Below are 18,648 nucleotides of genomic sequence, written 5' to 3'. Positions count from 1 at the left end.
GGAGTACCCCATGTCCGAGTCGCCCGCCCCACGCCCTTCCCGCCCGCTGCCGCCGGTAGCCATCGTGATTGGCGTCCTGTTCTTCTTCGGCCTGCTTGGCCTGATGATCTACGGGGTGATGAAATCGGGCGATCCGCAGCGCGATGTGCTGCCTTCGGCACTGATCGACAAGCCGGCGCCGGCGTTCGCGCTGCCGGTGCTGCATGACCCGCAGATGATCGTGCGCAGCGAGGAACTGCGTGGTGCGCCCTACCTGCTCAACGTCTGGGGCAGCTGGTGCGCGGCCTGCCGCGAAGAACATCCGGTACTGACCCGCTTCGCCGAGAGCAAGCGCGTGCGCGTGATCGGCTACAACTGGAAGGATGAACCGACCGACGCGCTGCACTGGCTGGAACAGCTGGGCAATCCGTTCATGGTCGTGCTGAGCGACATCGAAGGCCGCACCGCCATCGACTGGGGCGTGACCGCAGCACCGGAGACCTTCCTGGTCGACGGCAGTGGCATCGTGCGCTGGAAGTACAGCGGTGCGATGACCCAGCAGGTGGTCGACGAGAAATTGATTCCGGCGCTGGAAAAGCTTGAAAAGGCCCAAGGCGATGCCGGCAACACCCTGCACGCCTCGCCGTAAGCACATGCGCTGGCTGCTGCCCCTGTTGCTGGCGATGACCCTGGCGCTGCCGAACGCCGGCCTCGCCCAACAACCGGTGCATGATGCGCGGCCGCTGGTGTTCCGCGATACGGCCGAGGAAGCGCGCTTCCACGACCTGGCCGCGCAGCTGCGCTGCGTGCAGTGCCAGAACCAGTCATTGGCTGATTCCAATGCGCAGATAGCCCAGGACCTGCGCCGTGAAGTGCTGCAGTTGATGCAGCAGGGCCTCGACGATGCGGCCATCAAGCAGTTCCTGGTCGCCCGCTACGGCGAATTCGTGCTGTATCAACCACCGCTGCAACCGGGCACCTGGCTGTTGTGGGGCGGTCCGCTGCTGGTACTGGGTGGCGGCGCGCTGGTGGTGATGGGCATCGTCCGTCGTCGCAGCCGGCAGATGGATGCATCCGTTGCGGTGAACCCAACCGAGGGAGAGGACTGGTGACGCACTGGTTGCCGATGGTCGCCGCAGTGGCCGCTGCGCTGTTGGCGGCAGTAGTGCTGTGGCCGCTGCGTCAGCAAAGCCGCCGCAGTTTCGTGCTGGGGGTGTTAGCGCTCGGCGTGGCCGGCGCCTGCCTGTACCTGCTGGTCGGCAATCCGCGCGCTGCACAGGTGCAACCCGCGCCTTCGGTCGCCACCCTGCGTGACGGCGTAGAAGCACTGCAGCAGGCGTTGCAGCGTGACCCGCAACGCGCCGATGGCTGGGCGCTGCTGGGCCGCTCGCAGGCCGAGCTCGGCAATGCCGCCGCTGCGGCCGATGCCTTCAACCGCGCCGCAGCACTGGCACCGGACGAACCGGGCGTGCTGGTCGAGGCCGCGCAGGCACGCGCCCAGGCCGATCCGGGCAAACAGTTCGATGACACTGCGCTGGCATGGCTGCAGCGTGCACATACCTTGTCGCCCGATGCCGAGCGCGCAAGCTGGCTGCTTGGCATCGCGCTGCGCCAGCGTGGCCGCAACGCCGAGGCCGCCGATCTCTGGAGCACGCTGCTGCCTCGCCTGGAGCCGGGTGCGGCGCAGGCGCTGCAGGCGCAGATCGCCATCGCCCGCGAGGCGTCCGGCCAGCTGCCGGACGCACCGGCAGCGGCATCGGCATCGGCGCTGCTGCAGGTGCGCGTGCACCTGCCCGCATCGCTGAAAACGGGTGACTGGCCGGCCAGCACCCAGGTGTTCGTGCTGGCGCGCGCGGTGGGTGGCCCGCCGATGCCGGTGGCTGCACGCAAGCTGCCCTTGGCCAGCTTCCCTGCAACGGTCGGCCTCGGCGACGGCGACAGCCCGATGCCGACCGCACCGTTGTCGGCGCATCGCGAAGTGGAAGTACTGGCACGCATTTCGCGCAGCGGCAGCGCCAACCGCAGCGAAGACGACCTGCAGACCGCCCCGGTCAAGGTCAGCCTGCCGCATGACGGCGTGGTCGAGCTGCGGTTCCCGTAACGTACCCGCGCCGCTGCGCTCGCCGGGCATGGCCCGGCGCTACCCACGCGCACCACCGGTAGCGCCGGGCCATGCCCGGCGGATCCACGCTCAGCCCGCCCATGGAAACCAGCGTGTCGCCAGCTGCACATGCCGCCCCGCTAGAATGCCCACATGACCGAATTCATTCCGCCCGGCACCCGCTTCCATGCCCTGCCCTCGCCCTTTCCGTGCAAACGTGGCGGAGCCCTGCACGGTGCGCGCGTGGCCTACGAGACCTGGGGCACTTTGGATGCCAGCGCCGGTAACGCAATCCTGATCGTCACCGGCCTGTCGCCCGACGCGCATGCGGCGGCCAACGAAGCCAACCCTGCGCCAGGCTGGTGGGAAGCCATGATCGGCCCTGGCAAGCCGATCGATACAGACCGCTGGTTCGTGGTCTGCGTCAACTCGCTGGGCAGCTGCAAGGGCTCCACCGGCCCTGCATCGATCAACCCAGCCAGCGGCGAACTGTATCGCCTGGATTTCCCGGAACTGTCGATCGAAGACGGCGCACGCGCGGCGATCGACGTGGTGCGCGCATTGGGCATCGAACAGCTCGCCTGCGTGATCGGCAATTCAATGGGTGGGATGACGGCGCTGGCGGTATTGCTGCTGCATCCGGGCATCGCCCGCAGCCATATCAACATTTCCGGCAGCGCACAGGCATTGCCCTTCTCGATCGCCATCCGTTCGCTGCAGCGCGAAGCGATCCGCCTGGATCCGCGATGGAACGGCGGCCACTACGACAATGAGGCATACCCGGAATCGGGCATGCGCATGGCACGCAAGCTGGGTGTGATCACCTACCGCTCGGCGCTGGAATGGGATGGCCGCTTCGGTCGCGTGCGGCTGGATTCCGACCAGGCCGACGACGACCCGTTCGGTCTGGAATTCCAGGTCGAAAGCTATCTGGAAGGACATGCACGCCGGTTCGTGCGCTTCTTCGATCCGAACTGCTATCTGTACCTGAGCCGCTCGATGGACTGGTTCGACCTGGCCGAATATGGCGATGGCGATGTGCTGGCCGGACTGGCCAGCATCCGCGTCGACAAGGCGCTGGCAATTGGCGCGAACACCGACATCCTGTTCCCGGTACAGCAGCAGCAACAGGTGGCCGATGGCCTGCGCGCCGGCGGCGCGGATGCGCGTTTCATCGGCTTGGAATCACCGCAGGGCCATGACGCGTTCCTGGTCGACTTCGAACGTTTCGGCCCGGCCGTGCGCGGCTTCCTCGACGAACTGTAATGGTGTGGCGGCGCAATCTCGCACTGGCCGCGTGCGGTGCGTTGATCGGCTTGACCGCAACCGGCGTGTTTCCACTGTGGCTGGCAGCGTGGTGCGCGCTGGCGAGCGCGGTGTCGTTCGGCTTGTATGGGCACGACAAGCGGGCAGCGCAGCGCAATCAGCAGCGGACACCGGAGCGCACGCTGCAGCTGCTGGCATTTGCTGGCGGCTGGCCTGGTGCCCTGCTCGGCCAGGCGGTATTCCGCCACAAACATCGCAAGATGCAGTTCCAGTGGGTGTTCTGGCTGTGCGTGCTGGCCAACGCGGCCTCGATCGCGGTGATGCTGCGCGAATTTTCGCGGTAGCCGCCCTGTAGATCCACGCCACGCGCGTATGTGCCGACCAAGGTCGGCATCTACCGAAGCGGTTCGCGGACCAGTACCCCATCGCGCAACCGGTACTGCACATCCACCACACCGGCCGGCAGGTCATCGTGGGTGATCATCAACAGGCTGCGTCCTTCCAGCAGAGCTGGCAGGTCCTGCAGCAGTGCGCGCGCGGTATCCACGTCCAGGCCTTCGGTGGGCTCATCCACCAGCAGGATCGGCGCATTGCGCAGCAGCGCGCGGGCAAGCGCCAGGCGCCGCGCCTGGCCGGCCGACATCGTCGCGCCGTTCTCGCCCACCCAGGCCTGCAGGCCGCCATTGCGCTCGGCCCATTCGCCCAGCCGTACCCGTTGCAGCACCGACCACAACGCCTCGTCACTGGCCTCGGGATCGCCCAGTCGCAGGTTTTCGGCCACGCTGCCGGCAAATACCGGCGCGTTCTGCGGCAGCCATGCCAGATGCCGGTGCCAGTCGACCTGGGCGACATCGCGCAGGTCCTGGCCGCCGTAGGTCAGCCGTCCGCGCTGCGGATCCCACAGACGCAGCAGCAGGCTGGACAACGTGGTCTTGCCGCTGCCGCTGTCGCCACGGATGGCGATGCGCTCGCCCGGCGCCAGCGTCAGCTGCAGGCCACACAGAACCGGCCGTGCGGCGCCTGGCCACTGGAAGTGCACATCGTCCCAATGCACGGTCGCGGCCGACGCCAGTGGCTGCGGCGATGCAGGCTCCTGCACCGAAGGCGGTTGCTCGACGATGGCCTGCAGACGCGCGGCGGCAATGCGGCCCGATTGCAGCGATTGCCAGGCCAGGCCCATGCCCGCCCACAGCTCGATCATCGCTACCGTCAGGAACACCAGCCCGGCGGCCATTTCCGGTGCGATGCGCTGTTGTTCGGCCGCATGCAGCGCCAGTGCCAGCATCGCCACCAGGCCGAGCCCGGCCAGCACGCCATGCAGCGTTGAGGCAGCAATCAGCCGCAGGCGTCGACGACGATCGCGCGAGGCCACCTGCTTGGCCGCCACCCGCACCTTCAACTGCCAGGCGTTGCCAGCATTCAGCGCGGCCAGATCAGCCGCCCCTTCCAGTCCCTCGAATGCTGCCGTGCGCAGCGCCGCACGATGGGCAGCGCGGTCGGCCTCTTCGCTGTCATGGCCACGTACGCCCAGCCACGGCACGCCAACACCGATCAGCAGCGCCAGTACCGCCAGCAGCAGCGCTGCCGATGGCAGGATCAACGCCGCCGAGCCCACGCCCACCAGCGTCAACGCAGCCAGCGCCAGCAGCGGGCCGATGGCACGCACCAGCAGGCCGTCTATTTCGCCGATGTCGCCCAGCAGCCGCGCCAGCAGATCGCCGGTGCGGGTCGCGCCCAGCCGTGCCGGCGCCAGCGGCAGCGCGCGGCGGAAGAACCACACGCGCAGGTCGCGGGCGATGCGCAGGGTGGCGTCATGCCCCACCAGTTTTTCGAAGTAGCGCGATGCGATGCGCGCCATGGTCAGCCCGCGAATGCCGGCCGACGGAGTGAAGAAATTGAACCCCTGGCCAAGGCCTGCTGCACCGGCCAGCGCTGCAGCGGTCAGGAAGCCGCCGGACAGACCCAGCAGCGCGGTGCCGGCCAGCATCGTGGTCCACAGCAGCAGCACCGCCAGCAGCAGGCGCGGGCGATGGCGCAGGAACACCGCGCGCAGTGAATCGGAAGAGCGGCTCATGCGCGTACCGCCTGCGCCGGTTCAACCAGACGCCCATCTGGCAGCAGCAGGCAGCGGTCGGCCCAGGCGATCACCGCCGGGCTGTGGGTGGCCACTACCACACTCCGCCCGCGTGCATACGCGGCCAGGCTGCGCAGCAGCGCCGCTTCGGTTTCGGCGTCGAGAAAAGCAGTCGGCTCATCCAGCAGCAGCACCTGCGGATCGCGCAGCAGCAGACGCGCCAGGCCGATGCGACGTGCTTCGCCACCGGACAGGCCGAAGCCGCGCTCGCCGATCAGCGTATCCAGCCCCTCTGGCAGGCGCTGCGCGAACTGCAGCACCTGTGCGGCTTCGGCAACGGCGCGCAGGCGCGCATCACTGGCACCGGGATCGGCCAGGCGCAGGTTCTCGGCAATGGTGCCGTGGAACAGATAGGGACGCTGGCTGGCATAGGCCACCTGCAGTCCCGGCCGCAGCTGCACCCGGCCCGCGCGCGGCGGCAGCCACCCGGCCAGCGCTTCCAGCAACGTGCTCTTGCCGCTGCCACTGGGGCCGACCAGAGCCAGACGCTGGCCCGGTTCCAGCTGCAGGTTGAGGTTGTGCAGCACGTCGTGGGTAGCGCCCAACGGACGCAGTACCAGACCGTGCGCCTGCAGCGGCGGCAAGGCGGCCTCGGCCGGCTCCGGTGCCAGCGGCACGCCGTCCTCTGCAATCGGGGCCTCGTCGTCCGGCAGCACCTGCAGCAGGCGCTCTACCTCGGCGGCAGCGGCCAGTGCATTGGCACGGTCGTGATAGTGCGCGGCCAAGCGCCGCAACGGCGCGTAGAACTCCGGTGCAAGCAACAGGCAGAACAGACCTGCCCCCAGCGTCGGCACGGTCGCATGCAGCGACATCAGGCCCAGATAGCTCAGGCCCAGATACAGCGCGACCATCGCCACGCTGACCGACGCAAAGAATTCCAGCACGGTGGACGACAGGAAAGCGATGCGCAGCACCTTCATGGTGCGCACGCGAACGCCCTCGGCCGCAGCCTCGATGCCGGCCAGCTCGGCCTCCCCGCGGCCATACAGGCGCAGCAGGCCCAGGCCCTTGATGCGATCGGCGAAGTGCCCGCTCATCCGCGCCAGTTCCCCCAACTGCGCGCGTCCGGCCGCTTCGGCGCCCCAGCCGACCAGCATCATGAAGAACGGCACCAGCGGTGCGGTGAACAGCAGGATCAGTGCAACCACCCAATCGACCCAGGCCACAGCGGCCAGGATCAACAACGGCACCACCACCACTTCGGTGCGCACCGGCAGGAAACCACTGTAGTAATTCTCGATGGCATCGCCGTGATGCAGCATCAGCTCACCCAGCTCGCCGGTGCGGCGCTGCCGCAGCCACAGCGGGCCATGCCCGAGCAGGCGCGCGAAGACACGCTCGCGCAGGGACAGGCGTGCAGCATCGGCAACGTCACCGGCCGCAGCCTGGGTGACACTGCCCAGCAGGGTCCGCACCACCAGGATCACCGCCAGCGCGGCCAGCACCGGCAGGCCCTGGGCCAACGGCGCGCGCTCGACCAGCACCTGCTGCACCAGCCAGGCGATGGCGGCGGCCTGACCGATCAACAGCGCACCGGACACGCTGATGCACAGCGACGCCAGCCGCTGCCGTCCCTTCGCGGCGCGGGCCAGATCGGCCAGCCACGCGGTGCGGACACGCCGCAAGCGCGTCGATTCGTCATCCCGATCAGGGGCGTCAGCGGTCGGTTCGGCAGCGCTCAAGGCTCTTCACAGGCAGCAGGGGGATGGACGGCATTGTAGGCGCAGGCAACAGCCTTCCCCTGCGGCCGGCGGTCGCAGTCTTCATCGGGTTGGCATACGATCCTCCTGAATACCTGTTCATACATTGATCTGGATCAAGGCTGTTTGAAGTAGTCGGTCACATCATTCACCCCGTAGACCACCCTTCCCGCCACCTGCAACGGCACTATCCAACGAGGTAGCCAGGCCATGATTGATCAGACAGTCGTAGAACTGTCGCGGCTGCAATTCGCTCTGACCGCGATGTACCACTTCCTATTCGTACCGCTCACGCTTGGCCTGTCCTTCATGGTGGCCATCATGGAAAGCGTGTACGTCATGACCCGCAAGCAGGTCTGGCGGCAGATGACCCTGTTCTGGGGCACCCTGTTCGGCATCAACTTCGCCATCGGCGTGGCCACCGGCCTGGTGATGGAGTTCCAGTTCGGCATGAACTGGTCGTACTACAGCCACTACGTAGGTGACATCTTCGGTGCGCCGCTGGCCATCGAAGGCCTGATGGCGTTCTTCCTGGAAGCGACCTTCATCGGCCTGTTCTTCTTCGGCTGGAAGCGCCTGAGCCCGGTCAAGCACCTCACCGTGACCTGGCTGATGGCGCTGGGCACCAACCTGTCGGCGGTGTGGATCCTGATCGCCAACGGCTGGATGCAGAACCCGACCGGTGCGGTGTTCAATCCGGAAACCATGCGCATGGAAGTGGTCGACTTCGCCGCGGTGCTGCTGAACCCGGTGGCGCAGGCCAAGTTCGTGCATACCGTTAGTGCCGGTTACGTGACCGGTGCGATCTTCGTGATGTCGATCAGCGCCCTGTACCTGCTGCGCAACAAGCACAGGGACATGGCCCGCCGTTCGTTCGCGGTGGCCGCAGCCTTCGGCCTGCTGTCCTCGCTGTCGGTGGTGGTGCTGGGTGACGAGAGCGGTTATGCCGCCAGCGAACACCAGAAGATGAAGCTGGCCGCAATCGAAGCGATGTGGGAAACCGAGCGTGCACCGGCTGACTTCACCGCCTTCGGCATTCCCAACCAGGACACCCATACCAACGATTACGCGATCAAGATCCCGTACCTGATGGGCCTGATCGCCACCCGTTCGCTGGACCAGCCGATTCCGGGCATCCTCGAACTGGTGGATCGTGCAGAGCACCGCATCCGTGGTGGCCAGATCGCCTACGGCGCACTGGAACGGGTGAAGAAGGACAAGAACGACCTCGAAGCACGGGAAATGTTCGACCGCCATTGGCAGGATCTCGGCCATGGCCTGCTGCTGAAGCGCTACCGCGAAGACATCCTCAACGCGACACCGGAGGAAATCTCCAAGGCGGCGATGGATACCGTGCCACGCGTAGCGCCGCTGTTCTGGACCTTCCGCATCATGGCCGGGCTGGGCTTCTACCTGATCGCCTTCTTCGCGCTGGCCTTCTACTACTCGTGCCGCAACAACTTCCAGGACAAGCGCTGGTTCCTGAAGCTGGCCGTGTGGAGCCTGCCGGCGCCGTGGATCGCGATCGAATGCGGTTGGTTCGTGGCCGAGTACGGCCGGCAGCCTTGGGCGGTTGATGGCGTACTGCCCACCTTCTATGCGGCATCGGGCCTGGCACTGCATGAAATCCTGACCACGCTGGCGGTGTTCACCAGCCTGTACACGGTGCTGCTGATCATCGAAATCAAGCTGATGCTGAAGGCGGTCCGCAAGGGTCCTGATGACATCCTGCCGACGCTGCAGGCCGACATCCGCCCTGTTTCCCCCAATGCCGTTGCCCCCGGCCAGGCCTGAGGCAGGAGAATCCAGATGGAATTCATTGCACTTGATTACACCACGCTCCGCGTGATCTGGTGGCTGCTGCTCGGCATCCTGCTGGTCGGCTGGGCCGTGATGGATGGTTTCGACCTTGGTGTCGGCACCCTGCTGCCGTTCGTGGCCAAGACCGACGAAGAACGCCGGCTGGTGATCAACACCGTCGGCCCGGTCTGGGAAGGCAACCAGGTCTGGTTGGTGCTGGGTGGCGGCGCGATCTTCGCCGCATGGCCGCCGCTGTATGCGGTCAGCTTCTCCGGCTTCTACCTGGCGGTGTTTGCGATGCTGTTCGGGCTGATCCTGCGCCCGGTCGGCTTCAAGTACCGCAGCAAGCTGCCGTCCAAGCGCTGGCGCGACAACTGGGACCGCGTGCTGTTCGTTGGTGGCCTGCTGCCGGGCCTGATTGCCGGCGTCGCGGTGGGCAACGTGCTGCTGGGTGTGCCGTTCCATTTCGATGACACGCTGCGCGTGACCTACACCGGTTCGTTCTTCGGCCTGCTCACGCCGTTCGCGCTCATCGCCGGCCTGATCAGCGTGGCCATGCTGGTATCGCACGGTGCAGCCATGCTGGTGCTCAAGACCGACGGCCCGGTGGCCGAACGTGCAGCGCGCTACGGCAGCATCGCCGCCATCATCAGCTTCGTGTTGTTCGCCGCTGCCGGCGCCTGGGTGGCCTTCGGCCTGCCGGGCTACCAGATCACCTCGCAGGTGGTGACCGACGGGCCGACCAATCCGCTGTTGAAGACCGCCGAACTGGGTACCGCTGCTGGTGGTTGGCTGCGCAACTACAGCAGCATGCCGGCAACGCTGGTGTTCCCGGTGCTGGGCCTGCTGGGTGCGCTTGCCAGTGCGGTCCTGCTGCGCGCGCGTCGTGGCGGCCTGGCCTTCATCGCCTCGGGCGCGTCCATTGCCGGCATCATCCTCACCGTCGGTTTTGCGATCTTCCCGTTCCTGCTGCCGTCCTCCAGCCAGCCCACTTCCAGCCTGACCGTCTGGGACAGTTCGTCCAGCCACCTCACGCTGTGGGTCATGCTGCTGGCCACGGCCATCTTCCTGCCGATCATCCTCGCCTACACCACCTGGGTGTACCGCGTGCTGAAGGGCAAGACGACGGTCGAGGACATGGACGACAACCCCAACGCGTACTGATTGCCCGTGTGCCGGCCCAGGGTCGGCACACCCCTCGCACACAGGAGATTGACCATGTGGTATTTCGCTTGGATTCTCGGCGCTGGCCTGGCTTCGGTCGTGGCCATCCTCAACGGGATGTGGTTCGAAGCACGCGAAAGCGCGCGCGCCGACAAGGAAGTGCGTTGAAACTGTAAAAAAGGGTTGCCGGAACGGCCTTCACACCGTATTCTTGGCGGCTCCTTCGGGGTGTAGCTCAGTCTGGTAGAGCGCTACGTTCGGGACGTAGAGGTCGCAGGTTCGAATCCTGTCTCCCCGACCACTTCGGTGGTCGCATTGAAGCCTGGTGAAGTCTTCCAGGCTTTTTTGTTCCCGCAGGAGTCGCTGTCACGGCAGCGAAGCAGAACGGTCTTCCCCCTTGCCGCCATCGGGGGAAATGGCTAGAATAGGCGGCTCCCTTCGGGGTGTAGCTCAGTCTGGTAGAGCGCTACGTTCGGGACGTAGAGGTCGCAGGTTCGAATCCTGTCTCCCCGACCACTTCGGTGGTCACCAAGAAGCCTGGAAGACATCACTGTCCTCCGGGTTTTTTTGTGCCTGCAATCCGGGACACCCGGCTACGCCGTCGTCAGCCACGTGCCGCCCCGCACCGGGGTCGAGGACCTGACGCGGCCGGCCACGTACAATGGCCGCCACTCCCCCACCTGCCACACCGGCCCTGTCCGGTGCGGGCGCTGCACGTCACCTGCGCGGCGTGCGCCACCTGCAAGGAACACCGCATGACGTCCCCCACCTCCCCTTCGCCATCATTGCTGCACGGTCGCCTGCTGGCGTTCGCCGCGATCCTGCTGGCAGCGGTCAACCTGCGTACTGCGGTCACCTCGATCACTCCGCTGCTGGACGTGCTGGGCCAGCAGTTCGGCTTCGGCACCACCATGACCGGTGTGCTGGGCATGCTGCCGACCGCCTCGTTCGCACTGTTCGGCGTCGCCACGCCGGCGCTGGCACGACGCCTGGGCCTTGAGCGCACCACCCTGCTGGCCATGCTGATGGCCGCCACCGGCCTGCTGCTGCGCTCCAGCGCCGGCAATGTCGGCACCCTGCTGCTGGGCTCGGTGATCGCACTGGCCGGCATGGGCATCGGCAACGTGGTGGTGCCGCCGCTGGTGAAGCGCTACTTCGCCAACAAGGTCGGCACCATGAGCACGCTGTACATCAGCGTGCTGCAGCTGGGCACGATGATGCCGGCGCTGCTGGCGGTGCCGGTGGCCAACGCCGCAGGCTGGCGGGTGTCGCTGGGCATGTGGGCGTTGCTGGCGCTGGCGGCGACCCTGCCGTGGCTGTTGCTGGCGCGCCGTGCACCGAAACCGGTGCTGGACAGCAACGACCCCACCGTGCAGCCGCACGGCAGGGTCTGGCGCACGTCACTGGGCTGGAGCATGACGCTGATGTTCGGCATGACTTCGCTGATGACCTATTCGATGTTCACCTGGCTGCCGCGCATCGTGGTCGAAGCCGGTGCCACGCCCGCCTTCGGTGGGGTGATGGTGGCGGTGTTTTCGGCATTGGGCCTGCTGCCTTCGCTGGTGATCCCATCACTGGCGGTCCGCCTGCAGAACCCGTTCCCGCTGGTGCTGATCGGCTTTTCCGCTTTCGTCATCGCCTTCGCTGGCCTGCTGTTCGCGCCGATGAAGGCGCCGTTGCTGTGGGCCTGCCTGCTGGGCGTCGGGCCGTCCACGTTCCCGCTGGCGCTGACCCTGATCAATCTACGTACGCGCACCCCCACCGGCTCGGCCGCCTTGTCCGGCTTCATGCAGGGCGTGGGCTACAGCTTCAGCTGCCTGGGCCCGTTCCTGGTCGGCTGGCTGCATACCGTCAGCGAGGGCTGGACCCTGCCCTTCGCATTCCTGTTCGGCTGCGCGGTGCTGATGCTGTGCGCCTCGTGGGTGGCCTGCAAGCCGCGCAAGCTGGAAGACCTGTGGTGACCGCCCCGGCTGCCTGACGCCCGCCGCCGTGAAGCTGGACCCACACACCCCACTACCGCGACCTACACACCGCCACCGCAGCGGGTGACGTAGCGTGTCCAAAGCTGACCCGGTTCGCGTCCCGAACCGGGCGCGGCTTGGGGTGCCGGACAGCCCGGGGACGTGCCGTGCTGCCGCTCCCTTGCCGCCGGAGCAATCAAAAAATACCTTTTTCAACAATGAGTTGCAGAAAGGTTGGCCGATCCTTCACGGACTTTCCGTCAATCTGGTACGGACCGCAACTGCCTGCATCGGCAAAGCGTCAGCTACAGTTGGCATGTGATGTGCGTCACACTTTAAGCACATCGTTCAGGTATGGATGCTTAGGGGGGTCTCATGGTTGTCTACCGTCCGCTGGCGTTCTGCGTCGGCCTGGCCTGCGCCACTCTGGCGTCCTGGGCTGATGCGGCGCCGCCGCCCACCGCGACCACGCGCGCCGAACGGCTCGCCGAAATCGGCCACTACCGTGACCAGGCACGCTGGGTCGATGCCCTGGCAGCGATCGAGCGCGCGCAGCTACGCGAGCCCGACGACGACCTGCTGTACAAGCTGCAGGTATTGACCCTGGGCGACATCGGCAATGCCCATCGCGCCTGGCGGCTTTACCAGGCCCGGCCCAACCTGTTCGACCAGGACCAGAAGACGCAGCTGGAAGCCAATTACGTGGCCAAGCTGGTCAACTGGAGCCTGGCCTACGGGGAAACAGAAGACACCCGGCTGGACGAGGCCGAGGCGTCGCTGGCGGAAATGGAGCAGTACGTCGAGCGCGATGGCACCGCGCAGGGGCAGGCGCCGCTGCGGATCCGCATGGACCGGCTGATCCTGCTCAACCGCCTGGCCCGTCACGCGCAGGTGCGCGACGAAGCCCGGGCGCTGCAGCGCGAGGGCCATGCCCTGCCCGATTACGTGCTGCCAGCGGTCGGCGATTCGCTGATGTCCACCCAGAATCCGGAAGAGGCCATCCCGTTGCTGGAGGCCGCCGCGAAGAACGATCCCTCGCGCTTCCAGTCGCGCTCGGAGCTGGCCTATGCCTACCTGGAGACCGAGCAGGCGGAGAAGGCGGTGGGCTACCTGCAGGCGTGGCAGAAGGATGAACCGGCATGGCGCTGGGGCGGTGGCAAGACACCCTTCCAGAACTGGGCGCGCTACGAAGCCGATCTGAACCTGGCGATGGTGCGGGCCTACAGCGGCGATCTGCCCACGGCCCAGCGCGAGCTGGAAGCGCTGGTCGACGTCGGCCCGGGCAATGGCAGCCTGCAGACCTCGCTGGGCAGCGTCTATCAGATGCGCGGCTGGCCACGGCGCGCACTGGAACGCCACCAGATGGCCTACACCCTGGACCCGCGTGACATCGCGCCGCGGCTGGGCATGTACGAATCCTACGTGCAGCTGCAACGCGACGACCTGGCGCGACCGCTGCATGACGATCTGCTGGCCCGCTATCCAAGCCAGCCGTCGGTGCAGCGCATGCACCGCGACTGGCGCGCGCATCGCGGCTGGCAGCTGTTGGCCAAGGTCGAGGGCGGCCGCAGTTCCGGCGGTGGCGGCACCTCGCCGCTGGGTAACGACGACCTGCACTACGGCATGGAAGTCGCCTCGCCGGTTCTCAACGACCGCTGGCGCCTGTTCGCCTTCGCCGACCGCCGTTCGGTCACCTTCCAGGATCAGGATATCGATCCGCTGTGGATCGGTGCCGGCGTGCGCTACCGCTTCGACCGCGTCGATGCCGAGGCGGCGGTGCTGCGCCCCAACGACAGCATCGGCGACACCGGCCTGCGCGGCGGATTCGGCTGGCAGTTCAACGACCGCTGGCACGCCGGCGTAACGGCCGCCCGCAATGACCCGGAAGCCTCGATGCAGGCACGCGTCGCCGGCATCACCGCCGACAGCGTCGCCGTTGCCGTGGATTACACGCGCAACGAACGCACGCACTGGAGCATCGGTGGCAGCCAGTTCCGTTACGACGATGGCAACCGCCGCGACACGCTGAACAGCGCGATCGAACAACGGCTGTTGACCCGCCCCCGCCTGTTGATCGATGGCCTGGGCAGTGTCTACACCAGCCGCGGCAACCGCGACGATGCGCCGTACTTCAACCCCTCGCGGGATCGTTCGGTGGAAGTGGGCCTGCGCATCGACCAGCAGTTGTGGCGCCACTACGAGCGCCACTTCCGCCATCGCCTGACGGTGTCCGTTGGAAACTACTGGCAGGAAGGCTTTGGCAGTTCAATCATTCCGACCGTGGCCTATCGCCACGAATGGCAGTTCGATCAGGGGCGGATCCTCGAGTACGGCGTGAGTTGGTCGCGACCGGTCTACGACGGCCAACGTGAACGACATATCGGCTTCGATGCCGCGCTGCGCTGGGGAGAATGAGATGGGACGGATGCTTCGCAACCTGACGACCGTACTGCTGCTGGCGCTGCTGTTCCTCGCCCTGCCCGCCGCAGCCCAGCGCGCCCGCTCGGCCGCGGAACTGGACGCGGCCGACAACGGCCTGCTGGTCCTCAGCTATCACGACGTGCGCGATGATGTGCTGGAGAAGTCCGATGCCGACGCCTACGCGGTCAGCACGCAGAACTTCGCCGCACACCTGGACTGGCTGTCCGCCCATGGCTATCACCCGGTCTCGCTGTCGCAGCTGATCAAGGCCTCGCGCGGAGAAGCAAAACTGCCGCCGCGGCCGGTGCTGCTGACCTTCGACGACGGCCTGCGCAGCGTGTACAGCCGTGTCTATCCACTGCTGCGTGCGTACAACTATCCGGCGCTGGTGGCGGTGATCACCGACTACGTGGACATGGCACCGGGCCGCACCATCGACTACGGCTACCGTCCGTTCGGCCATGACGATTTCCTGACCTGGGACCAGCTGCGCGAGATGCAGGCCAGCGGCCTGATCGAACTGGCCAGCCATACCGACAACCTGCACCACGGCGTGCAGTCCAACCCGCAGGGCAACCAGACCCCGGCGGTGATCACCCGCATCTACGACCCGACGGCGCAGCGCTATGAAAGCACGCAGGAGTACGAGAAGCGCCTGCGCGACGATCTCGGCCGCAGCGTGCAGCGCATCGAAAAGGAACTGGGCGTACGTCCGAAAGCGATCGTCTGGCCGTATGCCGCCTACAACCAGTTGAGCAACGACATCGCCGAGCAGCTGGGCATGCCGGTGTCCTTCGACCTGGAAGGACGCAGCACGCCGGTAACCGCCGACCTGCACGGCCTTGCACGCCTGCTGGTGACCAGCAATCCAAACGTCACCTCGCTGGCCTTCGAGCTGCGTCGCAACGTCAACCTGGACGGTACCCGTGCCCTGCAGATCGATCTGGATTCGGTCTACGACAGCGACCCTGCACAACAGGCGCGCAACCTGGATGCCCTGATCGAACGCGTGAAGCGGATCGGCCCGACCCATGTCTACCTGCAGGCCTTCGCCGACCCGGACGGCAACAACACCGCCGATGCCCTGTACTTCCCGAACCGGCACCTGCCGATGCGCGCGGACCTGTTCAACCGCGTCGCCTGGCAGCTGAAAACCCGCGCCGGGGTGAAGGTCTACGCGTGGCTGCCGGTGCTGGGCTATGAACTGCCCGACGCTGCGCAGCGTGCGGCGCTGGGCATCCAGAGCCCGGAACGCGATGGCATGTACCGCCTGGATTTCACCAAGCCGCAGGCACGGCAGATCATCAAGGACATCTACGAAGACCTGGCGATCAATTCGTACTTCGAAGGCCTGTTGTTCCACGATGACGGCTACGTACGCGATACCGAGCTGGCGCAGCTGCCACAGGAAGGCAGCGACGGTGGCCGCACCCAGGCGCTGATCGATTTCACCCTGGAACTGCGTGACAGCGCACAACGCTGGCGCCCCAAGCTGGGCACCGTGCGCAACCTGTACGCACAGCCGGTGCTGGAACCGCAGAGCGCGGCGTGGTTCGCCCAGCGCTTGGACCTGTTCAACCAGGCCTACGACCGCACCGCGCTGATGGCGATGCCGTGGATGGAAGGCAGCCGCCGTCCCCAACGCTGGATGGACCGCCTGGTGGTGGCAGTGCGCGAGCACGACCCGGACCTGAAGCACACGATGTTCGAGCTGCAGACCGTGGACTGGCGCACGCAGACGCCGATCAGCGGCGAACAGCTGCGCGCGCAGATCCGTCGCCTGCAGGCCCAGGGCGTGCGTCATTTCGCGTGGTACCCGGACGATTTCATTGCCGACAAGCCGTCGACCCAGGATGCACGCGCGGCGATGTCCGCGCGCAACTTCCCGTATCCGGAGAAGTGACGTGGACATGAACCCGTGGCTCAACGCCATGTTCCAGTTCGCCTTCTTCTACCCCATGGTGATGGCGTTCTTCTGGATGTCCGGTGGCCTGTACTATTTCTTCCGCCGTGAGCGGAAGTCGCGCCCGCGCAACGATCCACCGCCCATGGCGGAGTATCCGTTCGCCAGCCTGTTGATCCCGTGCCACAACGAATCGGCGAACCTGGACGACACCCTCGGCGCGGCATTGGCCCAGCGCTATCCGGACTTCGAAGTGATCGCCATCAACGATGGCAGCAGCGACGACACCGGCGCCCGCCTGGACGCGCTTGCGGCCCTGCACCCACGCCTGCGGGTGGTCCATCTGGACCGCAACCTTGGCAAAGCAAATGCGCTGCGCATGGGCGCCCTGGCTGCGCGTTCGGAGTATCTGGTGTGCATCGATGGCGATGCCATGCTGGAAGAGTTCGCCATGCACTGGATGGTCTGGCACCTGACCAGCGGTCCGCGCGTGGGCGCGGTGACCGGCAACCCGCGCATCCGCAACCGCTCCACCCTGCTCGGCCGCCTGCAGGTGGCGGAGTTCTCGTCGATCATCGGCATGATCAAGCGCGCCCAACGCGTTTACGGCCGCATCTTCACGGTGTCCGGGGTCATCGCCGCGTTCCGTCGCACGGCCCTGCACCGCATCGGCTACTGGGCCGATGACATGGTCACCGAGGACATCGACATCAGTTGGCGGCTGCAGCTGGATCATTGGGACATCCGTTACGAGCCCAACGCGCTGTGCTTCATCCTGATGCCTGAAACCCTGAAGGGACTGTGGCGGCAGCGCCTGCGCTGGGCGCAGGGCGGTGTGGAAGTGCTGCTGCGCCACGGCTCCTCGTTGTTCAGCTGGCGCAAGCGGCGCATGTGGGGCGTGCTGCTGGAATACATCCTCAGCGTGCTGTGGGCCTACACCATGCTCGCGATCATCCTGCTGTGGGCACTGGGCAAGTTCATCCCGGTGCCGCCGCAGTTGTACATCGACACGTTGCTGCCGCAATGGCATGGCGTGATTCTGGCGCTGGTCTGCCTGCTGCAGTTTGCCAGCAGCCTGATCATCGACAGGCGTTACGAAACGCATATCGGCCGCAACTATTTCTGGGTCATCTGGTACCCGATGGCGTACTGGTTGATCAGTCTGTTCACCACGCTGGTGGCGCTGCCCAAGACCCTGCTCAGGCGGCGTGGCAAGCGTGCAACCTGGGTCAGCCCAGACAGGGGTATCCGATGAACGCACATCGCCAGACGGCGGCCAGCAGGCCGTCCAACCGCTTCGACTCGCGCCTGATCCAGAAACCGCGCAAGCAGCCCCGTCTGCAGCGCACCGCCTGGGGGTTTGTGACCCTGGCGTTCTGGGGGTTCTACTTCTATCTATGGGCGCCGCTGATCACCCTGGTGTCCTGGGTGCTGGGTGGGCAGCAGGCGTGGCTGCAACTGTACGAGCGCAAGCAGCAGCTGGATCCGTTCGTGATCATCGCCCTGCCGGTGATCCTGGCCGGCTGCGCGCTGCTGCTGATCGCCTGGGCCGAATACAACCGCTACCGCTTCGCCGGCAGGGAACGGCGCAACCCACGCGAGGACGCCAGCCGCTCGGAGATCGCCCGTTCGCTTGGCGCCAGTGATCAGCTCGCCGAACAGATGTTCAATGCGAAGGCCATCACCCTGCACATGGATGAGCATGCGCGGCCGCTGGGCATGACTGCACAGCTGTTGCGGTAAGGGGGTTCGGCCGGGCTGCGCCCGGCACCCTGCAGAGGCAACGGCAACAGCCGAAGCAACAGCAACAGCAACAGCAACAGCAACAGCTGGCATTCCGTGGGATGGTGGGGCGGTATGGGCAGGCAGGACACGCCGTAAACCCATCCATGGGGGCTCGATGGCGCCATCCATGGCGCCAACGGTCCTGCCTACCCATACCGCCCCACCTCTGACAGATTTCCGCAATCTGGTAGATCCACGCCATGCGTGGATGAATTTCCATCGGAATCGAATATTTCGAATTCGGAATGAAAAACATCCACGCATGGCGTGGATCTACGTGTCGACCAAGGTCGACACCTACCAACAGCAGCACAGTACGTCGTTCCGACAGCTCGCGGAAATCTGTCGAAGGCGGGGTGGGTCCGGTTGCGGGGGTGTAAGCGCCATGGATGGCGCGCCCAAGCCTACAGGGACGTACTTGCGGCGTCCCCCGC

At 66.2% G+C, this 18,648-nt stretch carries 15 protein-coding genes and 2 tRNA genes; 15 read left to right on the top strand and 2 right to left on the bottom strand.

Going from position 1 to position 18,648, the window contains the following annotated elements; genetic code table 11:
• Positions 1–10: 10 nt before the first annotated feature.
• The 5 genes from GIW57_RS22140 (at position 11) to GIW57_RS22120 (ending at position 3,690) form a co-directional block, all read left to right on the top strand.
• Positions 11–628 carry a DsbE family thiol:disulfide interchange protein gene (locus GIW57_RS22140; RefSeq protein ID WP_025876469.1) on the top strand — a complete coding sequence of 206 codons (618 nt, stop codon included), beginning with the start codon at positions 11–13 and terminating at the stop codon, positions 626–628.
• A 4-nt stretch (positions 629–632) separates the two neighbouring features.
• Entirely contained in the window at positions 633–1,091 is a 459-nt protein-coding gene (locus GIW57_RS22135; protein WP_100461010.1) for a cytochrome c-type biogenesis protein, read from the top strand.
• A complete protein-coding gene (locus GIW57_RS22130; RefSeq protein WP_329605779.1) occupies positions 1,085–2,080 on the top strand; it encodes a tetratricopeptide repeat protein in 996 nt (331 codons plus the stop codon). The genes GIW57_RS22135 and GIW57_RS22130 overlap by 7 nt, the downstream gene beginning before the upstream one ends.
• Positions 2,081–2,233: 153 nt before the next feature.
• Complete coding sequence (locus GIW57_RS22125; protein ID WP_236512900.1) at positions 2,234–3,346, top strand: homoserine O-acetyltransferase; 1,113 nt, start codon at positions 2,234–2,236, stop codon at positions 3,344–3,346.
• Positions 3,346–3,690 carry a DUF1294 domain-containing protein gene (locus GIW57_RS22120; protein ID WP_236512899.1) on the top strand — a complete coding sequence of 115 codons (345 nt, stop codon included), beginning with the start codon at positions 3,346–3,348 and terminating at the stop codon, positions 3,688–3,690. The genes GIW57_RS22125 and GIW57_RS22120 overlap by 1 nt, the downstream gene beginning before the upstream one ends.
• Positions 3,691–3,740: 50 nt before the next feature.
• Here GIW57_RS22120 and cydC read toward each other — a convergent pair whose 3' ends face one another.
• Both cydC and cydD read right to left on the bottom strand, forming a co-directional pair.
• Positions 3,741–5,420, bottom strand: a complete 1,680-nt coding sequence (gene cydC, locus GIW57_RS22115) for a thiol reductant ABC exporter subunit CydC (protein WP_236512898.1) — start codon at positions 5,418–5,420, stop codon at positions 3,741–3,743.
• Complete coding sequence (cydD, locus tag GIW57_RS22110; protein WP_236512904.1) at positions 5,417–7,105, bottom strand: thiol reductant ABC exporter subunit CydD; 1,689 nt, start codon at positions 7,103–7,105, stop codon at positions 5,417–5,419. The genes cydC and cydD overlap by 4 nt, the downstream gene beginning before the upstream one ends.
• A 285-nt stretch (positions 7,106–7,390) precedes the next feature.
• On the opposite strand from cydD, the gene GIW57_RS22105 reads away from it, so the two are divergent.
• The 10 genes from GIW57_RS22105 (at position 7,391) to pgaD (ending at position 18,172) form a co-directional block, all read left to right on the top strand.
• Positions 7,391–8,974 (top strand): cytochrome ubiquinol oxidase subunit I, encoded by a 1,584-nt coding sequence (locus GIW57_RS22105; protein WP_099821188.1) that lies wholly within the window; start codon positions 7,391–7,393, stop codon positions 8,972–8,974.
• Between the two features lie 15 nt (positions 8,975–8,989).
• On the top strand, positions 8,990–10,144 hold the full coding sequence (gene cydB, locus GIW57_RS22100; protein WP_088101726.1) for a cytochrome d ubiquinol oxidase subunit II: 1,155 nt from the start codon (positions 8,990–8,992) through the stop codon (positions 10,142–10,144).
• A gap of 54 nt (positions 10,145–10,198) precedes the next feature.
• The gene (cydX, locus tag GIW57_RS22095; RefSeq protein WP_025876452.1) at positions 10,199–10,312 is read left to right on the top strand and encodes a cytochrome bd-I oxidase subunit CydX; all 114 of its coding nucleotides are present in this window, start codon (positions 10,199–10,201) and stop codon (positions 10,310–10,312) included.
• Between the two features lie 56 nt (positions 10,313–10,368).
• Positions 10,369–10,445, top strand: a tRNA-Pro gene (locus GIW57_RS22090).
• A gap of 138 nt (positions 10,446–10,583) precedes the next feature.
• Positions 10,584–10,660: transfer RNA gene (locus GIW57_RS22085), tRNA-Pro, on the top strand.
• A gap of 239 nt (positions 10,661–10,899) precedes the next feature.
• The gene (locus GIW57_RS22080; protein ID WP_100553029.1) at positions 10,900–12,105 is read left to right on the top strand and encodes an MFS transporter; all 1,206 of its coding nucleotides are present in this window, start codon (positions 10,900–10,902) and stop codon (positions 12,103–12,105) included.
• Positions 12,106–12,480: 375 nt separating this feature from the next.
• On the top strand, positions 12,481–14,520 hold the full coding sequence (gene pgaA, locus GIW57_RS22075) for a poly-beta-1,6 N-acetyl-D-glucosamine export porin PgaA (RefSeq protein WP_236512896.1): 2,040 nt from the start codon (positions 12,481–12,483) through the stop codon (positions 14,518–14,520).
• A gap of 1 nt (position 14,521) precedes the next feature.
• The gene (pgaB, locus tag GIW57_RS22070) at positions 14,522–16,429 is read left to right on the top strand and encodes a poly-beta-1,6-N-acetyl-D-glucosamine N-deacetylase PgaB (protein ID WP_236512894.1); all 1,908 of its coding nucleotides are present in this window, start codon (positions 14,522–14,524) and stop codon (positions 16,427–16,429) included.
• A 1-nt stretch (position 16,430) separates the two neighbouring features.
• Positions 16,431–17,684: a poly-beta-1,6-N-acetyl-D-glucosamine synthase gene (gene pgaC / locus GIW57_RS22065; RefSeq protein WP_100460680.1), complete on the top strand. Its 1,254-nt coding sequence runs from the start codon at positions 16,431–16,433 to the stop codon at positions 17,682–17,684.
• Complete coding sequence (gene pgaD / locus GIW57_RS22060; RefSeq protein WP_236512892.1) at positions 17,681–18,172, top strand: poly-beta-1,6-N-acetyl-D-glucosamine biosynthesis protein PgaD; 492 nt, start codon at positions 17,681–17,683, stop codon at positions 18,170–18,172. Before pgaC ends, pgaD begins: the two co-directional genes overlap by 4 nt.
• Positions 18,173–18,648: the final 476 nt, after the last annotated feature.

It is taken from the genome of Stenotrophomonas sp. PA-6-5C (assembly GCF_021605635.1).
GTDB classification, from domain to species: domain Bacteria; phylum Pseudomonadota; class Gammaproteobacteria; order Xanthomonadales; family Xanthomonadaceae; genus Stenotrophomonas; species Stenotrophomonas lactitubi.
Note: the sequence above shows the minus strand (reverse complement) of the source record. Positions and strands in the feature narration are given on the sequence as shown.

What these genes read in the sequence shown, in the direction of transcription:
- pgaD (WP_236512892.1), top strand. Translation starts at nt 17,681, where the DNA reads ATGAACGCACATCGCCAGACGGCGGCCAGCAGGCCGTCCAACCGCTTC.
- GIW57_RS22105 (WP_099821188.1), top strand. Translation starts at nt 7,391, where the DNA reads ATGATTGATCAGACAGTCGTAGAACTGTCGCGGCTGCAATTCGCTCTG.
- pgaB (WP_236512894.1), top strand. Translation starts at nt 14,522, where the DNA reads ATGGGACGGATGCTTCGCAACCTGACGACCGTACTGCTGCTGGCGCTG.
- GIW57_RS22120 (WP_236512899.1), top strand. Translation starts at nt 3,346, where the DNA reads ATGGTGTGGCGGCGCAATCTCGCACTGGCCGCGTGCGGTGCGTTGATC.
- GIW57_RS22135 (WP_100461010.1), top strand. Translation starts at nt 633, where the DNA reads ATGCGCTGGCTGCTGCCCCTGTTGCTGGCGATGACCCTGGCGCTGCCG.
- cydB (WP_088101726.1), top strand. Translation starts at nt 8,990, where the DNA reads ATGGAATTCATTGCACTTGATTACACCACGCTCCGCGTGATCTGGTGG.
- cydC (WP_236512898.1), bottom strand. Translation starts at nt 5,420, where the DNA reads ATGAGCCGCTCTTCCGATTCACTGCGCGCGGTGTTCCTGCGCCATCGC.
- GIW57_RS22125 (WP_236512900.1), top strand. Translation starts at nt 2,234, where the DNA reads ATGACCGAATTCATTCCGCCCGGCACCCGCTTCCATGCCCTGCCCTCG.
- GIW57_RS22080 (WP_100553029.1), top strand. Translation starts at nt 10,900, where the DNA reads ATGACGTCCCCCACCTCCCCTTCGCCATCATTGCTGCACGGTCGCCTG.
- cydX (WP_025876452.1), top strand. Translation starts at nt 10,199, where the DNA reads ATGTGGTATTTCGCTTGGATTCTCGGCGCTGGCCTGGCTTCGGTCGTG.
- pgaA (WP_236512896.1), top strand. Translation starts at nt 12,481, where the DNA reads ATGGTTGTCTACCGTCCGCTGGCGTTCTGCGTCGGCCTGGCCTGCGCC.
- GIW57_RS22140 (WP_025876469.1), top strand. Translation starts at nt 11, where the DNA reads ATGTCCGAGTCGCCCGCCCCACGCCCTTCCCGCCCGCTGCCGCCGGTA.